Annotated in this window: 5 protein-coding genes, 3 tRNA genes and 7 rRNA genes; 5 read left to right on the forward strand and 10 right to left on the reverse strand. The window is 48.5% G+C overall.

All coding sequences use genetic code 11. The features are described from left to right. Positions 1–10 precede the first annotated feature (10 nt). Genes K0J45_RS17610 through mutT form a run of 5 tightly spaced genes read left to right on the forward strand, consistent with a single transcriptional unit; the run spans position 11 to position 2,942 of the window. Positions 11–922, forward strand: a complete 912-nt coding sequence (locus K0J45_RS17610) for a prepilin peptidase (protein WP_220043498.1) — start codon at positions 11–13, stop codon at positions 920–922. Positions 923–942: 20 nt separating this feature from the next. Next, positions 943–1,548 (forward strand): dephospho-CoA kinase, encoded by a 606-nt coding sequence (coaE, locus tag K0J45_RS17615; RefSeq protein WP_220043499.1) that lies wholly within the window; start codon positions 943–945, stop codon positions 1,546–1,548. Positions 1,549–1,556: 8 nt separating this feature from the next. Beyond that, a complete protein-coding gene (gene zapD, locus K0J45_RS17620) occupies positions 1,557–2,291 on the forward strand; it encodes a cell division protein ZapD (protein ID WP_144202495.1) in 735 nt (244 codons plus the stop codon). Positions 2,292–2,339: 48 nt separating this feature from the next. Continuing rightward, complete coding sequence (gene yacG, locus K0J45_RS17625) at positions 2,340–2,552, forward strand: DNA gyrase inhibitor YacG (RefSeq protein WP_041407493.1); 213 nt, start codon at positions 2,340–2,342, stop codon at positions 2,550–2,552. Further along, positions 2,553–2,942 carry an 8-oxo-dGTP diphosphatase MutT gene (mutT, locus tag K0J45_RS17630; RefSeq protein WP_220043500.1) on the forward strand — a complete coding sequence of 130 codons (390 nt, stop codon included), beginning with the start codon at positions 2,553–2,555 and terminating at the stop codon, positions 2,940–2,942. 999 nt (positions 2,943–3,941) lie between these two features. Here mutT and rrf (K0J45_RS17635) read toward each other — a convergent pair. The 10 genes from rrf (K0J45_RS17635) to K0J45_RS17680 form a co-directional block, all read right to left on the reverse strand. Further along, positions 3,942–4,057 (reverse strand): 5S ribosomal RNA (rrf, locus tag K0J45_RS17635). A gap of 123 nt (positions 4,058–4,180) precedes the next feature. Beyond that, a 23S ribosomal RNA gene (locus K0J45_RS17640) occupies positions 4,181–7,073 on the reverse strand. A gap of 250 nt (positions 7,074–7,323) precedes the next feature. Continuing rightward, positions 7,324–8,866: ribosomal RNA gene (locus tag K0J45_RS17645) — 16S ribosomal RNA — on the reverse strand. A 1,605-nt stretch (positions 8,867–10,471) separates the two neighbouring features. Next, a 5S ribosomal RNA gene (gene rrf, locus K0J45_RS17650) occupies positions 10,472–10,587 on the reverse strand. A 9-nt stretch (positions 10,588–10,596) separates the two neighbouring features. Then, a tRNA-Thr gene (locus K0J45_RS17655) sits at positions 10,597–10,672 on the reverse strand. Positions 10,673–10,755: 83 nt separating this feature from the next. After that, positions 10,756–10,871 (reverse strand): 5S ribosomal RNA (gene rrf / locus K0J45_RS17660). A 123-nt stretch (positions 10,872–10,994) separates the two neighbouring features. After that, a 23S ribosomal RNA gene (locus K0J45_RS17665) occupies positions 10,995–13,887 on the reverse strand. 245 nt (positions 13,888–14,132) lie between these two features. Then, a tRNA-Ala gene (locus K0J45_RS17670) sits at positions 14,133–14,208 on the reverse strand. A gap of 52 nt (positions 14,209–14,260) precedes the next feature. Beyond that, positions 14,261–14,337: transfer RNA gene (locus K0J45_RS17675), tRNA-Ile, on the reverse strand. Between the two features lie 69 nt (positions 14,338–14,406). Beyond that, positions 14,407–15,949 (reverse strand): 16S ribosomal RNA (locus K0J45_RS17680). The 16S, 23S and 5S rRNA genes sit together here with 3 tRNA genes alongside, the layout of an rRNA operon. Positions 15,950–16,365 lie beyond the last annotated feature (416 nt).

Genomic DNA, 16,365 nt, shown 5'->3' on the forward strand with positions numbered 1-16,365 from the left:
AGATTTTTCAATGACTGAATTGCTCCAATTAATGGCTCAGTACCCTTTGCTGTTTGCCGCGATTTCCTTTGCCTTTGCCGCGGTCATAGGCAGCTTTTTAAACGTGGTGATTCATCGCCTTCCAGTGATGATGAAAAGAGAGTGGCAGCTAGAATGTAACCAATATCTTGATGAATACCACAACGCAACCGTTGCGGAAATTAAAGATAAATTAGCTCAGCCGATCGATGACTATCCAGAAAAATACAATCTTGTGGTACCTGGCTCTGCCTGCCCAAAATGTAAAACAAGCATAAAGCCTTGGCATAATCTACCAGTATTAGGCTGGTTGATGCTTGGAGGTAAGTGCGCTCATTGTAAAACACGTATCTCTGCAAGATATCCTGTCATTGAAGCCTTAACTGGATTAGCGGTTGCCTATCTGGCCTACCATTTTGGCCCAACTTGGCAATTTGTCTTTGCCACCATTCTGACCTTTGGCCTAGTAGCCTTAACAGGAATAGATCTCGATGAGATGCTGCTGCCGGATCAGATCACTTTGCCACTCTTATGGATTGGCCTACTTATAAACCTAAATGGCACCTTTGTCTCGATTACAGATGCGGTCATTGGCGCTTCAGCAGGCTATATGAGCCTTTGGAGCGTGTTCTGGGGATTCAAAATACTAACCGGCAAGGAAGGTATGGGTTATGGCGACTTTAAGCTATTAGCCGTATTCGGCGCCTGGTTTGGCTGGCAATTACTGCCCCTCATCATCCTGTTATCCTCCATTGTTGGTGCACTAGTTGGCTTGCTACTCATAGTCAATAAGAAGATCAATTCTGGCAACCCCATACCATTTGGCCCTTATATCGCCTTAGCAGGCTGGATAGCCATGATTTGGGGTGAGAAGATAGTAAATTGGTACCTATCTACCTTATAGGCGTTAGCTAAGAAAACATCATGTCGAAATTTGTTGTAGGCCTCACCGGCGGTATAGGAAGCGGCAAGACGACTGTCGCCAACTTGTTTGACGAATGGGGTATTGATCTTGTTGACGCAGATATTGTCAGTAGAGACGTTGTCGCCAAGGGGACGAAAGGGCTAACCGAAATTGCTCACCATTTTGGTCCAAGCGTCCTACTTGAAAATGGTGAGCTCAATCGCGCTGCTTTAAGAGAAAAAATTTTTAACGACCCATCTGCAAGAGAGTGGTTGAACAACCTCCTGCACCCGTTAATTCGGACGGAAATGTTAACACAATTGCAAAATGCGACCTCAGCCTACGCAATTTTAGTTGTCCCCTTGCTATTTGAGAACGGTTTAGATAGGTTAGTCAATTGCACTTTAGTGGTTGATATTTCGCCAGAGTTACAAATAAAGCGGACCACTGAAAGGGATGCTGTCGATGCGCAGCAAGTAAAAAATATAATAGCTAGCCAGGCGAGCAGAGACGAAAAACTATCTAAAGCCGATGATGTTATCGATAATCGAGGTGATATCTCGGCATTAAAAGAAAAAGTCGCTGCATTACATAATAAATACATAAAATTAGCCGCTCAGACTTGATAATCGTCATGAATGAATTGATCTATGAACAACCGCTAAACGAGAAGACTCGAAGCTACCTTAGGCTAGAGTACCTCGCTAATCAGGTGCAAAGTAATTTAGATCAAGATCATCAACATCGTTGTTTCTATCCGTTATTTTCTCTTTGTGAACTCACCGAACGTTGTGACTATCGCAGTGAAATTATAAAAGACATCGATAAGCAGCTCATAAACCTCAAAAAATGGCAGCACCTCCCCCACATCGATGAGCAGCAGGTAGAAGGCTATATCGATCAGATGCAAGAGGCGAGAGTTAAGCTAATCCGCTGTGAACGACCCGGTCAAAAACTAAAACAAGACAGATTTCTCTCAGCATTACGCCAGCGATTCGGCATGCCAGGTGCCTGCTGTAACTTCGATCTCCCCCAGCTACATTACTGGTTAGCCAAACCCTGGGAAGTACGCCAGCAAGAGTACAAGAACTGGACAGAACATTTCGAATGCCTGTTAACACCAATCAAACTACTGCTTGAGCTCACCCGTAAAACAACCGTTTATAACCCTGCAACGGCCACCGCTGGCTTTTATCAAGGGTCGAGCACTCAAGCCCTCTCACTTATCCGGGTGAAGATAGATCCCGCTCAGGGATGCTATCCCACCATCAGTGGCAACCGTAACCGCTACGCCATACATTTCGTCTTATTTGACCAGCAAAAACACTCAGACAGATCGATAGACTTTATGTTGGCAACCTGCACCTAAAGTGGTTTACCATAGCCGACTGTTAAAAATCGGCCAATGGGAATGATTATGCCAACCACTGTTAAATGCCCTACCTGCCAGAAAGAGGTGCTTTGGTCAAAAGAATCTCAATTTAAACCCTTCTGCAGTGAAAGATGTAAGCTGATCGACCTTGGCGACTGGGCATCAGAAAAGCACGCCATCCCAGTAAAACCCGAGTTTGATCCCGAAGCCCTAGATTCATTAGGCTATGAAGAAGCAGACTTTTTTAAGGACCACTAAATGAAACGTGTGCACGTCGCGGTAGGCATAGTATTCGATGAACAAGAGCAGATCTTACTTGCCAAACGCCCAGATCATCTACACCAAGGTGGGAAGTGGGAATTTCCTGGTGGCAAGGTCGAATCTGGTGAAACAACCTCCCAAGCGCTGATAAGAGAGTTAAGGGAGGAAGTTGCAATAAAAGTTACCTCAACAAGCCCCTTAATGGCAATTTCCCACGATTATCCGGATAAACAGGTATATCTTGATATCCATACAGTAAAATCCTTTTCTGGTGAAGCTCAGGGACTTGAAGGCCAAGAAGTTAAATGGGCTAGACTCGACGAACTCGAAGACTATGACTTTCCAGAAGCTAATACGCCCATCATAGAAAAGCTCCTCTCTTTATAGCAACGAATCCGAAAGCCCGAAAATTAGCTCGGGCTTTTACCCTCTCTTCCTAACAAATCACAATCACTATCAACACATCACTCCCCGAAGACGGAGCTTCTCGAATAATTACGATCAATATGAGATAAACGACTTATTACACCTATTTTTGATTAAAGATGTCCACCACTCACCCAACAAGTAGCCCCGACTCTAAGTAAACAGGCCTAATAATAATGGGTTAAACGTCAGGCAGACATTTTAAAGTCCCACATAGATTCTAATACCTATACTGCAAACGTTTTCGCTAAGAGCTTGAGAGCCTTGTTTGCCTGAGTAATCCTCACGCATGCGAAATACTATCGACTTCATAAAGTTAATCATTTTGTCGTCTCTTACTTTTAACATTAACAGCCGCGTATCGAGCAATAACAATGGGCTCAACCTATAAGCTCCTCTGTATTAGATTGAGAGTGAATAAATAAAAATTAAGGTTTTTCATAAAGTGGTGACAAAGTCCCGCTATGGATACGCAGCGTCCAAGGGTTTTGTAGCGCGAAGCCGCTAGGTGCGAGCCGGGAACCCGCTCAGTTGTGGGCGACCGCCATAGATGGCGGAAGTGTCGATATAGAAGGAGCATTTGTCGACCGACATCGAGAATTGGCACCTGTCATGGCTAGCTTCGAGCCAGACATCAACACTAACTCCCTTCTCTCTCTCATGTGAGCGTAAGACATCCTTTTATCAAGCGAAGCTTGATAGATGACAGGAGCGCGAAGCAGCTAGGCTGCGAGCTGAGGGTCTAATGAATCAAGAGAAAAGGCGCCTGTCATGGCCAGCTCCGCTAAAGCTTCGCGCTCATAAGCACATCGCTATCGCGATATTCGCCCTACTTCACATGGAAATGCACCTCACTGCGTTCGGGCTCTTTATATTTCCCATGTTCGAGTAGATATTTCAAAAGCTGTTAAACGAAAAAATCCCCAACACTAGGTGCTGGGGATTTATCGTTTATTAGGCGCCTGGAAATGACCTACTCTCACATGGGGAGACCCCACACTACCATCGGCGCGATTGCGTTTCACTTCTGAGTTCGGGATGGGATCAGGTGGGACCACAATGCTATGGTTTCCAGACAAATTTGGAAATTCGGAAAGCTGTACTCTTATTTAAGAGTCAATTTGAGTTCGCACTTCAATCAAGTACTTTTGTATTCTTTTGATTACGTAAAACCATCTTACGAAACCCTTTTGGGTTGTATGGTTAAGCCTCACGAGTCATTAGTACAGGTTAGCTCAACGCCTCACAACGCTTACACACCCTGCCTATCAACGTCCTAGTCTCGGACGGCTCTTTAGAGACCTTAAAGGTCTAGGGATGACTCATCTTAGGGCTCGCTTCCCGCTTAGATGCTTTCAGCGGTTATCGATTCCGAACGTAGCTACCGGGCAATGCCATTGGCATGACAACCCGAACACCAGCGGTTCGTCCACTCCGGTCCTCTCGTACTAGGAGCAGCTCCCTTCAATCATCCAACGCCCACGGCAGATAGGGACCGAACTGTCTCACGACGTTCTGAACCCAGCTCGCGTACCACTTTAAATGGCGAACAGCCATACCCTTGGGACCGACTTCAGCCCCAGGATGTGATGAGCCGACATCGAGGTGCCAAACACCGCCGTCGATATGAACTCTTGGGCGGTATCAGCCTGTTATCCCCGGAGTACCTTTTATCCGTTGAGCGATGGCCCTTCCATTCAGAACCACCGGATCACTATGACCTGCTTTCGCACCTGCTCGACGTGTATGTCTCGCAGTTAAGCTGGCTTATGCCATTGCACTAACCGTACGATGTCCGACCGTACTTAGCCAACCTTCGTGCTCCTCCGTTACTCTTTGGGAGGAGACCGCCCCAGTCAAACTACCCACCAGGCACTGTCCTCAACCCCGATTCAGGGGCCAGAGTTAGAACATCAACACTACAAGGGTGGTATTTCAAGGATGACTCCACGAGAACTGGCGTTCCCGCTTCAAAGTCTCCCACCTATCCTACACATGTAGGGTCAATGTTCAGTGCCAAGCTATAGTAAAGGTTCACGGGGTCTTTCCGTCTAGCCGCGGGTATACGGCATCTTCACCGCAATTTCAACTTCACTGAGTCTCGGCTGGAGACAGCGTGGCCATCATTACGCCATTCGTGCAGGTCGGAACTTACCCGACAAGGAATTTCGCTACCTTAGGACCGTTATAGTTACGGCCGCCGTTTACCGGGGCTTCGATCATGAGCTTCTCCGAAGATAACCCAATCAATTAACCTTCCGGCACCGGGCAGGCGTCACACCGTATACGTCATCTTGCGATTTTGCACAGTGCTGTGTTTTTGATAAACAGTTGCAGCCACCTGGTATCTGCGACTCCCGTCAGCTTAGAGAGCAAGTCTCATCACCAACAGGAGCGTACCTTCTCCCGAAGTTACGGTACCATTTTGCCTAGTTCCTTCAGCCGAGTTCTCTCAAGCGCCTTGGTATTCTCTACCCGACCACCTGTGTCGGTTTGGGGTACGATTCCTACTAACCTGAAGCTTAGAAGATTTTCCTGGAAGCATGGCATCAACTACTTCATCACCGTAGTGACTCGTCATCAACTCTCAGTATTAGGTACCCGGATTTGCCTAAGTACCCTACCTACAGCCTTAAACGCGGACAACCAACGCCGCGCTAGCCTAGCCTTCTCCGTCTCTCCATCGCAGTTAGCAGAAGTACGGGAATATTAACCCGTTTCCCATCGACTACGCCTTTCGGCCTCGCCTTAGGGGTCGACTCACCCTGCCCCGATTAACGTTGGACAGGAACCCTTGGTCTTTCGGCGAGGAGGTTTTTCACCCCCTTTATCGTTACTCATGTCAGCATTCGCACTTCTGATACCTCCAGCGTGGGTTACCCCTTCACCTTCAACGGCTTACAGAACGCTCCTCTACCGCACCAGCGCAAGCGCTAGTACCCATAGCTTCGGTGTATTGCTTAGCCCCGTTATATCTTCCGCGCAGGCCGACTCGACTAGTGAGCTATTACGCTTTCTTTAAATGATGGCTGCTTCTAAGCCAACATCCTAGCTGTCTAAGCCTTCCCACATCGTTTCCCACTTAGCAATAACTTTGGGACCTTAGCTGATGGTCTGGGTTGTTTCCCTTTTCACGACGGACGTTAGCACCCGCCGTGTGTCTCCCGAGTAGTACTCATTGGTATTCGGAGTTTGCAAAGGGTTGGTAAGTCGGGATGACCCCCTAGCCTTAACAGTGCTCTACCCCCAATGGTATTCGCTCGAGGCGCTACCTAAATAGCTTTCGAGGAGAACCAGATATCTCCCGGTTTGATTGGCCTTTCACCCCCAGCCACAAGTCATCACCGCATTTTTCAACATACGTGTGTTCGGTCCTCCAGTTGATGTTACTCAACCTTCAACCTGCCCATGGCTAGATCACCGGGTTTCGGGTCTACACCTTGCAACTAAACGCGCAGTTAACACTCGGTTTCCCTACGGCTCCGCTATTCGCTTAACCTCGCTACAAAATGTAAGTCGCTGACCCATTATACAAAAGGTACGCAGTCACGGTCTCAAGAACCGCTCCCACTGCTTGTACGTATACGGTTTCAGGTTCTATTTCACTCCCCTCACAGGGGTTCTTTTCGCCTTTCCCTCACGGTACTGGTTCACTATCGGTCAGTCAGGAGTATTTAGCCTTGGAGGATGGTCCCCCCATATTCGAACAAGATATCACGTGTCCCGTCCTACTCGTTTTCACCTAAAGTTAGTTTTCATGTACGGGGCTATCACCCTGTATCGCTGTGCTTTCCAACACATTCCACTAACACCCTCTAGGCTTAAGGGCTAATCCCCGTTCGCTCGCCGCTACTAGGGGAATCTCGGTTGATTTCTTTTCCTAAGGGTACTTAGATGTTTCAGTTCCCCTCGTTCGCCTCACTAAGCTATGTATTCACTTAGTGATGACACCTTATGGTGCCGGGTTTCCCCATTCGGACATCGTTAGCTCAAATGCTTGTTACTAGCTCGCCAACGCTTTTCGCAAGTTACTACGTCCTTCATCGCCTCTGACTGCCAAGGCATCCACCGTATACGCTTAGTCACTTAACCATACAACCCAAATGAGTTTCATCTGAGCTGCATCGCAACTAATGGTTTCAACTTTCGCCAAAAGAATACTCAAGTCACTTGATTAAAGTGTGTTTTGAGAACTCAATTATTTTCGCAATAACCTTTCGGTTATTACTATCAGCTTTCCAAATTTTTAAAGAACAAGCATCGTCGCTCGGACGTGCCACTCGCTCTAACAAGAACAAGTTATCTGTGTGAACACTCAACAAATATCAGTCAATCGTATAGGTAAGGAGGTGATCCAGCCCCAGGTTCCCCTAGGGCTACCTTGTTACGACTTCACCCCAGTCATGAACCACACCGTGGTAAACGCCCTCCCGAAGGTTAAGCTATCTACTTCTGGTGCAGCCCACTCCCATGGTGTGACGGGCGGTGTGTACAAGGCCCGGGAACGTATTCACCGTGGCATTCTGATCCACGATTACTAGCGATTCCGACTTCATGGAGTCGAGTTGCAGACTCCAATCCGGACTACGACCGGCTTTGTGAGATTAGCTCCACCTCGCGGCTTCGCAACCCTCTGTACCGACCATTGTAGCACGTGTGTAGCCCTACTCGTAAGGGCCATGATGACTTGACGTCGTCCCCACCTTCCTCCGGTTTATCACCGGCAGTCTCCCTAAAGTTCCCGGCATTACCCGCTGGCAAGTAAGGATAAGGGTTGCGCTCGTTGCGGGACTTAACCCAACATTTCACAACACGAGCTGACGACAGCCATGCAGCACCTGTCTCAGAGTTCCCGAAGGCACCAATCCATCTCTGGAAAGTTCTCTGGATGTCAAGAGTAGGTAAGGTTCTTCGCGTTGCATCGAATTAAACCACATGCTCCACCGCTTGTGCGGGCCCCCGTCAATTCATTTGAGTTTTAACCTTGCGGCCGTACTCCCCAGGCGGTCTACTTAATGCGTTAGCTTGAGAACCCAGTGTTCAAGACACCAAATTCCGAGTAGACATCGTTTACGGCGTGGACTACCAGGGTATCTAATCCTGTTTGCTCCCCACGCTTTCGTACCTGAGCGTCAGTCTTTGTCCAGGGGGCCGCCTTCGCCACCGGTATTCCTTCAGATCTCTACGCATTTCACCGCTACACCTGAAATTCTACCCCCCTCTACAAGACTCTAGTTGACCAGTTCGAAATGCAGTTCCCAGGTTAAGCCCGGGGCTTTCACATCTCGCTTAATCAACCGCCTGCGTACGCTTTACGCCCAGTAATTCCGATTAACGCTTGCACCCCTCGTATTACCGCGGCTGCTGGCACGAAGTTAGCCGGTGCTTCTTCTGCGAGTAACGTCACAGCTAACGGGTATTAACCGTTAACCTTTCCTCCTCGCTGAAAGTGCTTTACAACCCGAAGGCCTTCTTCACACACGCGGCATGGCTGCATCAGGCTTGCGCCCATTGTGCAATATTCCCCACTGCTGCCTCCCGTAGGAGTCTGGGCCGTGTCTCAGTCCCAGTGTGGCTGATCATCCTCTCAGAACAGCTAGGGATCGTCGCCTAGGTGAGCCATTACCTCACCTACTAGCTAATCCCACCTAGGTACATCCAATCGCAGAAGGTCCGAAGATCCCCTCTTTTCCCCCGTAGGGCGTATGCGGTATTAGCAGTCGTTTCCAACTGTTATCCCCCTCGACTGGGCAGTTCCCTAGGCATTACTCACCCGTCCGCCGCTCGTCAGCAAAGTAGCAAGCTACTTTCTGTTACCGCTCGACTTGCATGTGTTAGGCCTGCCGCCAGCGTTCAATCTGAGCCATGATCAAACTCTTCAATTAAAAGTTTTTGTGGACCTAAGTCCGACTCAATGAATTCTGATTCACATAAATGACTCGGAAGAATCATCTACATGTTTGTACATATTGCTATGAACACTCACTATCTCTAGTGAAACTAGATTTAGTAAATCATGCATTGAGATTTAAATCGTTTTCGATTAACTCAATACCTGTGAGTGCCCACACAGATTTCTTGTTTTATCTTGTTAAAGAACGTTTGCCTCATACTGGACTCCAGCGGGCTATGGGCTGCGTATTCTACGCTTCTCCCTGTCGGCGTCAAGCGCTTTTTTCAAAAGATTTTTAAGTGGTTAATTACTGTGCTTTCGCGTTGTAACTACCGGCTTAAAAACTCAAACCGCTTATCACCTTGACTCGACATTCGTTACCTACTCACTTGGTAAGTAGCGCCGTTTGCCGTGTCAGTGGGAGCGCATTATAGGGAGCCAAATCTTTTGCGCAAGCGCTTTTTTCAATAAAAATGAACTTATTTTTTATACCTGACATAAGCACACTCTTTACACCAATTACGCACAAAGTTATCCACAAAAGCGATAATTGAAGCACCGGCACAGGCTGGTCACCTCTTACCTTCAAACACAGTGAACTGGCTAACGAAAGAAACTTGAGCGCTGACACACCCAGGCCTTTATCTAAAAACAAGGGACTAGCGATTGCCTTTACGGCCAGAATAAACACCTCCTCGTCGCTTCTCAGGTAGAAATTAGGGCAACGAAGAGGTAAAGATAGAGATAGGCAATCTCCACATTGTCTTAGAAGGAGTTCTGATACCAGGCATGCTATTGAATTAAGAATGAGGTATCCACTAAGCGATTGACGTACTACCTACCATGAACGCCCAAAAACAGTAAGGAATGTAAATTAACTCTAGAACAGTACAAACAACTTAGCTCAATGAAACATTACGTTATTACGGTCAACTTAACTAAGGAGATGAAGAACTTTTTGGATCTTTAGCGCCTATCATGGACAGCTTAGGCCAAGCTCTCCATATCCTCCATCGTCTGCACCAAATTGCATTTGATCAACGCAAATGCTTATCTCCCATACCCCTGTAAATTATGAGCATGTCGATTTAGTAGTATCAATTTATTGATCTATCACATGAGGCGTAAAAAACCTGATTATCTAGCTCATCTTGATGGTTGGATCGTGAAGGTCCTGTGGCTAGGCTGCAAGCTGAGAAGCAAGAGAGCCCTGAACGGCGGAAGTGTCGGCATTGCAGAATGCATTATCAACTTCTGCATGGGATTGCACCTCACTCGTGAGGACGATTTACCTCCCCCATGTTCGAGTGAGATTCCTCGTTATTAGACGCCTGAAAATAACCTGCTCGGTTCGTGAAGCGAATACGCGGGGTGAAAGTAGGGCTCTTTGAATAAGCATTACTTAGCCTGACTTGAACACGGAGAAGCTATGCTTCGCTGCCTATGACAAGGCACATGGATGTAGCGAATGTCATAAACGCAGGATGCAGTTTATCACCACGCTCGGCAGCCGGTGACATCGGGGATAAGTTTTTCTCAGAGTGTAGAAAGCAAAAAGCCCTAGCGTTTTAGGCTAGGGCTTTCTGCTATATTAGGCGCCTGGAAATGACCTACTCTCACATGGGGAGACCCCACACTACCATCGGCGCGATTGCGTTTCACTTCTGAGTTCGGGATGGGATCAGGTGGGACCACAATGCTATGGTTTCCAGACAAATTTAGTGGTGCTGATACCCAGAATCGAACTGGGGACCTCATCCTTACCAAGGATGCGCTCTACCGACTGAGCCATATCAGCACAAAACTGTTAAATAACTATGCGTCTTACTCTAAATGCGCTTGGTTATTTTGCTTATACCTTAAAGGTTAAGCGAAATTAGTGTCTGGAAATGACCTACTCTCACATGGGGAGACCCCACACTACCATCGGCGCGATTGCGTTTCACTTCTGAGTTCGGGATGGGATCAGGTGGGACCACAATGCTATGGTTTCCAGACAAATTTGGAAATTCGGAAAGCTGTACTCTTATTTAAGAGTCAATTTGAGTTCGCACTTCAATCAAGTACTTTTGTATTCTTTTGATTACGTAAAACCATCTTACGAAACCCTTTTGGGTTGTATGGTTAAGCCTCACGAGTCATTAGTACAGGTTAGCTCAACGCCTCACAACGCTTACACACCCTGCCTATCAACGTCCTAGTCTCGGACGGCTCTTTAGAGACCTTAAAGGTCTAGGGATGACTCATCTTAGGGCTCGCTTCCCGCTTAGATGCTTTCAGCGGTTATCGATTCCGAACGTAGCTACCGGGCAATGCCATTGGCATGACAACCCGAACACCAGCGGTTCGTCCACTCCGGTCCTCTCGTACTAGGAGCAGCTCCCTTCAATCATCCAACGCCCACGGCAGATAGGGACCGAACTGTCTCACGACGTTCTGAACCCAGCTCGCGTACCACTTTAAATGGCGAACAGCCATACCCTTGGGACCGACTTCAGCCCCAGGATGTGATGAGCCGACATCGAGGTGCCAAACACCGCCGTCGATATGAACTCTTGGGCGGTATCAGCCTGTTATCCCCGGAGTACCTTTTATCCGTTGAGCGATGGCCCTTCCATTCAGAACCACCGGATCACTATGACCTGCTTTCGCACCTGCTCGACGTGTATGTCTCGCAGTTAAGCTGGCTTATGCCATTGCACTAACCGTACGATGTCCGACCGTACTTAGCCAACCTTCGTGCTCCTCCGTTACTCTTTGGGAGGAGACCGCCCCAGTCAAACTACCCACCAGGCACTGTCCTCAACCCCGATTCAGGGGCCAGAGTTAGAACATCAACACTACAAGGGTGGTATTTCAAGGATGACTCCACGAGAACTGGCGTTCCCGCTTCAAAGTCTCCCACCTATCCTACACATGTAGGGTCAATGTTCAGTGCCAAGCTATAGTAAAGGTTCACGGGGTCTTTCCGTCTAGCCGCGGGTATACGGCATCTTCACCGCAATTTCAACTTCACTGAGTCTCGGCTGGAGACAGCGTGGCCATCATTACGCCATTCGTGCAGGTCGGAACTTACCCGACAAGGAATTTCGCTACCTTAGGACCGTTATAGTTACGGCCGCCGTTTACCGGGGCTTCGATCATGAGCTTCTCCGAAGATAACCCAATCAATTAACCTTCCGGCACCGGGCAGGCGTCACACCGTATACGTCATCTTGCGATTTTGCACAGTGCTGTGTTTTTGATAAACAGTTGCAGCCACCTGGTATCTGCGACTCCCGTCAGCTTAGAGAGCAAGTCTCATCACCAACAGGAGCGTACCTTCTCCCGAAGTTACGGTACCATTTTGCCTAGTTCCTTCAGCCGAGTTCTCTCAAGCGCCTTGGTATTCTCTACCCGACCACCTGTGTCGGTTTGGGGTACGATTCCTACTAACCTGAAGCTTAGAAGATTTTCCTGGAAGCATGGCATCAACTACTTCATCACCGTAGTGACTCGTCATCAACTCTCAGTATTAGGTACCCGGATTTGCCTAAGCACCCTACCTACAGCCTTAAACGCGGACAACCAACGCCGCGCTAGCCTAGCCTTCTCCGTCTCTCCATCGCAGTTAGCAGAAGTACGGGAATATTAACCCGTTTCCCATCGACTACGCCTTTCGGCCTCGCCTTAGGGGTCGACTCACCCTGCCCCGATTAACGTTGGACAGGAACCCTTGGTCTTTCGGCGAGGAGGTTTTTCACCCCCTTTATCGTTACTCATGTCAGCATTCGCACTTCTGATACCTCCAGCGTGGGTTACCCCTTCACCTTCAACGGCTTACAGAACGCTCCTCTACCGCACCAGCGCAAGCGCTAGTACCCATAGCTTCGGTGTATTGCTTAGCCCCGTTATATCTTCCGCGCAGGCCGACTCGACTAGTGAGCTATTACGCTTTCTTTAAATGATGGCTGCTTCTAAGCCAACATCCTAGCTGTCTAAGCCTTCCCACATCGTTTCCCACTTAGCAATAACTTTGGGACCTTAGCTGATGGTCTGGGTTGTTTCCCTTTTCACGACGGACGTTAGCACCCGCCGTGTGTCTCCCGAGTAGTACTCATTGGTATTCGGAGTTTGCAAAGGGTTGGTAAGTCGGGATGACCCCCTAGCCTTAACAGTGCTCTACCCCCAATGGTATTCGCTCGAGGCGCTACCTAAATAGCTTTCGAGGAGAACCAGATATCTCCCGGTTTGATTGGCCTTTCACCCCCAGCCACAAGTCATCACCGCATTTTTCAACATACGTGTGTTCGGTCCTCCAGTTGATGTTACTCAACCTTCAACCTGCCCATGGCTAGATCACCGGGTTTCGGGTCTACACCTTGCAACTAAACGCGCAGTTAACACTCGGTTTCCCTACGGCTCCGCTATTCGCTTAACCTCGCTACAAAATGTAAGTCGCTGACCCATTATACAAAAGGTACGCAGTCACGGTCTCAAGAACCGCTCCCACTGCTTGTACGTATACGGTTTCAGGTTCTATTTCACTCCCCTCACAGGGGTTCTTTTCGCCTTTCCCTCACGGTACTGGTTCACTATCGGTCAGTCAGGAGTATTTAGCCTTGGAGGATGGTCCCCCCATATTCGAACAAGATATCACGTGTCCCGTCCTACTCGTTTTCACCTAAAGTTAGTTTTCATGTACGGGGCTATCACCCTGTATCGCTGTGCTTTCCAACACATTCCACTAACACCCTCTAGGCTTAAGGGCTAATCCCCGTTCGCTCGCCGCTACTAGGGGAATCTCGGTTGATTTCTTTTCCTAAGGGTACTTAGATGTTTCAGTTCCCCTCGTTCGCCTCACTAAGCTATGTATTCACTTAGTGATGACACCTTATGGTGCCGGGTTTCCCCATTCGGACATCGTTAGCTCAAATGCTTGTTACTAGCTCGCCAACGCTTTTCGCAAGTTACTACGTCCTTCATCGCCTCTGACTGCCAAGGCATCCACCGTATACGCTTAGTCACTTAACCATACAACCCAAATGAGTTTCATCTGAGCTGCATCGCAACTAACGGTTTCTACTTTCGCCAAAAGAATACTCAAGTCACTTGATTAAAGTGTGTTTTGAGAACTCAATTATTTTTCGCAATAACCTTTCGGTTATTACTATCAGCTTTCCAAATTTTTAAAGAGCGGGCTTAAAAAAGCCAAAGATAAATTCTGCATTTATCTTTGGCATCTCTAACCATAACTGCATGCTCTTTTTAAGAGCAAATGGTGGAGCTATGCGGGATCGAACCGCAGACCTCCTGCGTGCAAGGCAGGCGCTCTCCCAGCTGAGCTATAGCCCCATTACATGCAGCGAGAATAATACGTTTACCGAATCTTTTCAGTTGAAAAGATTGGTGGGTCAGAGTGGACTTGAACCACCGACCTCACCCTTATCAGGGGTGCGCTCTAACCAGCTGAGCTACAGACCCAACGTCATTCTCTATCTTCTATCAAGTAATCTGTGTGAACACTCAACAAATATCAGTCAATCGTATAGGTAAGGAGGTGATCCAGCCCCAGGTTCCCCTAGGGCTACCTTGTTACGACTTCACCCCAGTCATGAACCACACCGTGGTAAACGCCCTCCCGAAGGTTAAGCTATCTACTTCTGGTGCAGCCCACTCCCATGGTGTGACGGGCGGTGTGTACAAGGCCCGGGAACGTATTCACCGTGGCATTCTGATCCACGATTACTAGCGATTCCGACTTCATGGAGTCGAGTTGCAGACTCCAATCCGGACTACGACCGGCTTTGTGAGATTAGCTCCACCTCGCGGCTTCGCAACCCTCTGTACCGACCATTGTAGCACGTGTGTAGCCCTACTCGTAAGGGCCATGATGACTTGACGTCGTCCCCACCTTCCTCCGGTTTATCACCGGCAGTCTCCCTAAAGTTCCCGGCATTACCCGCTGGCAAGTAAGGATAAGGGTTGCGCTCGTTGCGGGACTTAACCCAACATTTCACAACACGAGCTGACGACAGCCATGCAGCACCTGTCTCAGAGTTCCCGAAGGCACCAATCCATCTCTGGAAAGTTCTCTGGATGTCAAGAGTAGGTAAGGTTCTTCGCGTTGCATCGAATTAAACCACATGCTCCACCGCTTGTGCGGGCCCCCGTCAATTCATTTGAGTTTTAACCTTGCGGCCGTACTCCCCAGGCGGTCTACTTAATGCGTTAGCTTGAGAACCCAGTGTTCAAGACACCAAATTCCGAGTAGACATCGTTTACGGCGTGGACTACCAGGGTATCTAATCCTGTTTGCTCCCCACGCTTTCGTACCTGAGCGTCAGTCTTTGTCCAGGGGGCCGCCTTCGCCACCGGTATTCCTTCAGATCTCTACGCATTTCACCGCTACACCTGAAATTCTACCCCCCTCTACAAGACTCTAGTTGACCAGTTCGAAATGCAGTTCCCAGGTTAAGCCCGGGGCTTTCACATCTCGCTTAATCAACCGCCTGCGTACGCTTTACGCCCAGTAATTCCGATTAACGCTTGCACCCCTCGTATTACCGCGGCTGCTGGCACGAAGTTAGCCGGTGCTTCTTCTGCGAGTAACGTCACAGCTAACGGGTATTAACCGTTAACCTTTCCTCCTCGCTGAAAGTGCTTTACAACCCGAAGGCCTTCTTCACACACGCGGCATGGCTGCATCAGGCTTGCGCCCATTGTGCAATATTCCCCACTGCTGCCTCCCGTAGGAGTCTGGGCCGTGTCTCAGTCCCAGTGTGGCTGATCATCCTCTCAGAACAGCTAGGGATCGTCGCCTAGGTGAGCCATTACCTCACCTACTAGCTAATCCCACCTAGGTACATCCAATCGCAGAAGGTCCGAAGATCCCCTCTTTTCCCCCGTAGGGCGTATGCGGTATTAGCAGTCGTTTCCAACTGTTATCCCCCTCGACTGGGCAGTTCCCTAGGCATTACTCACCCGTCCGCCGCTCGTCAGCAAAGTAGCAAGCTACTTCCTGTTACCGCTCGACTTGCATGTGTTAGGCCTGCCGCCAGCGTTCAATCTGAGCCATGATCAAACTCTTCAATTAAAAGTTTTGTGGACCTAAGTCCGACTCAATGAATTCTGATTCACATAAATGACTCGGAAGAATCATCTACATGTTTGTACATATTGCTATGGACTCTCACTATCTCTAGTAAAGAATTGCATTGAGATTTAAATCGTTTTCGATTAACTCAATACCTGTGAGTGTCCACACAGATTACTTGATAAATTGTTAAAGAGCGTTAGCACATCTCGGTGATTCCCGAGTGGCTAGGGCTGCGTATTCTACGCAATCCCTTGTTCGCGTCAAGCAGTTTTTGCAAACTTTTTGAGGCTTCACTTTTCAGTGACTGACCACCTTATCGCCTTGGCTACCAAGTGTTTCGACGCTGCGTTGTCTGCTTTGCCGTGTCAGTGGATGCGCATTATAGGCAGTTCTGATTTGGGCGCAAGTGGTTT

Source organism: Shewanella alkalitolerans (genome assembly GCF_019457575.1).
Lineage (GTDB): Bacteria > Pseudomonadota > Gammaproteobacteria > Enterobacterales > Shewanellaceae > Shewanella > Shewanella loihica.

Excerpts from the sequence above, each read along its gene's own strand:
- zapD (WP_144202495.1), top strand. The coding sequence starts at position 1,557 with ATGAATGAATTGATCTATGAACAACCGCTAAACGAGAAGACTCGAAGC.
- mutT (WP_220043500.1), top strand. The coding sequence starts at position 2,553 with ATGAAACGTGTGCACGTCGCGGTAGGCATAGTATTCGATGAACAAGAG.
- coaE (WP_220043499.1), top strand. The coding sequence starts at position 943 with ATGTCGAAATTTGTTGTAGGCCTCACCGGCGGTATAGGAAGCGGCAAG.
- K0J45_RS17610 (WP_220043498.1), top strand. The coding sequence starts at position 11 with ATGACTGAATTGCTCCAATTAATGGCTCAGTACCCTTTGCTGTTTGCC.
- yacG (WP_041407493.1), top strand. The coding sequence starts at position 2,340 with ATGCCAACCACTGTTAAATGCCCTACCTGCCAGAAAGAGGTGCTTTGG.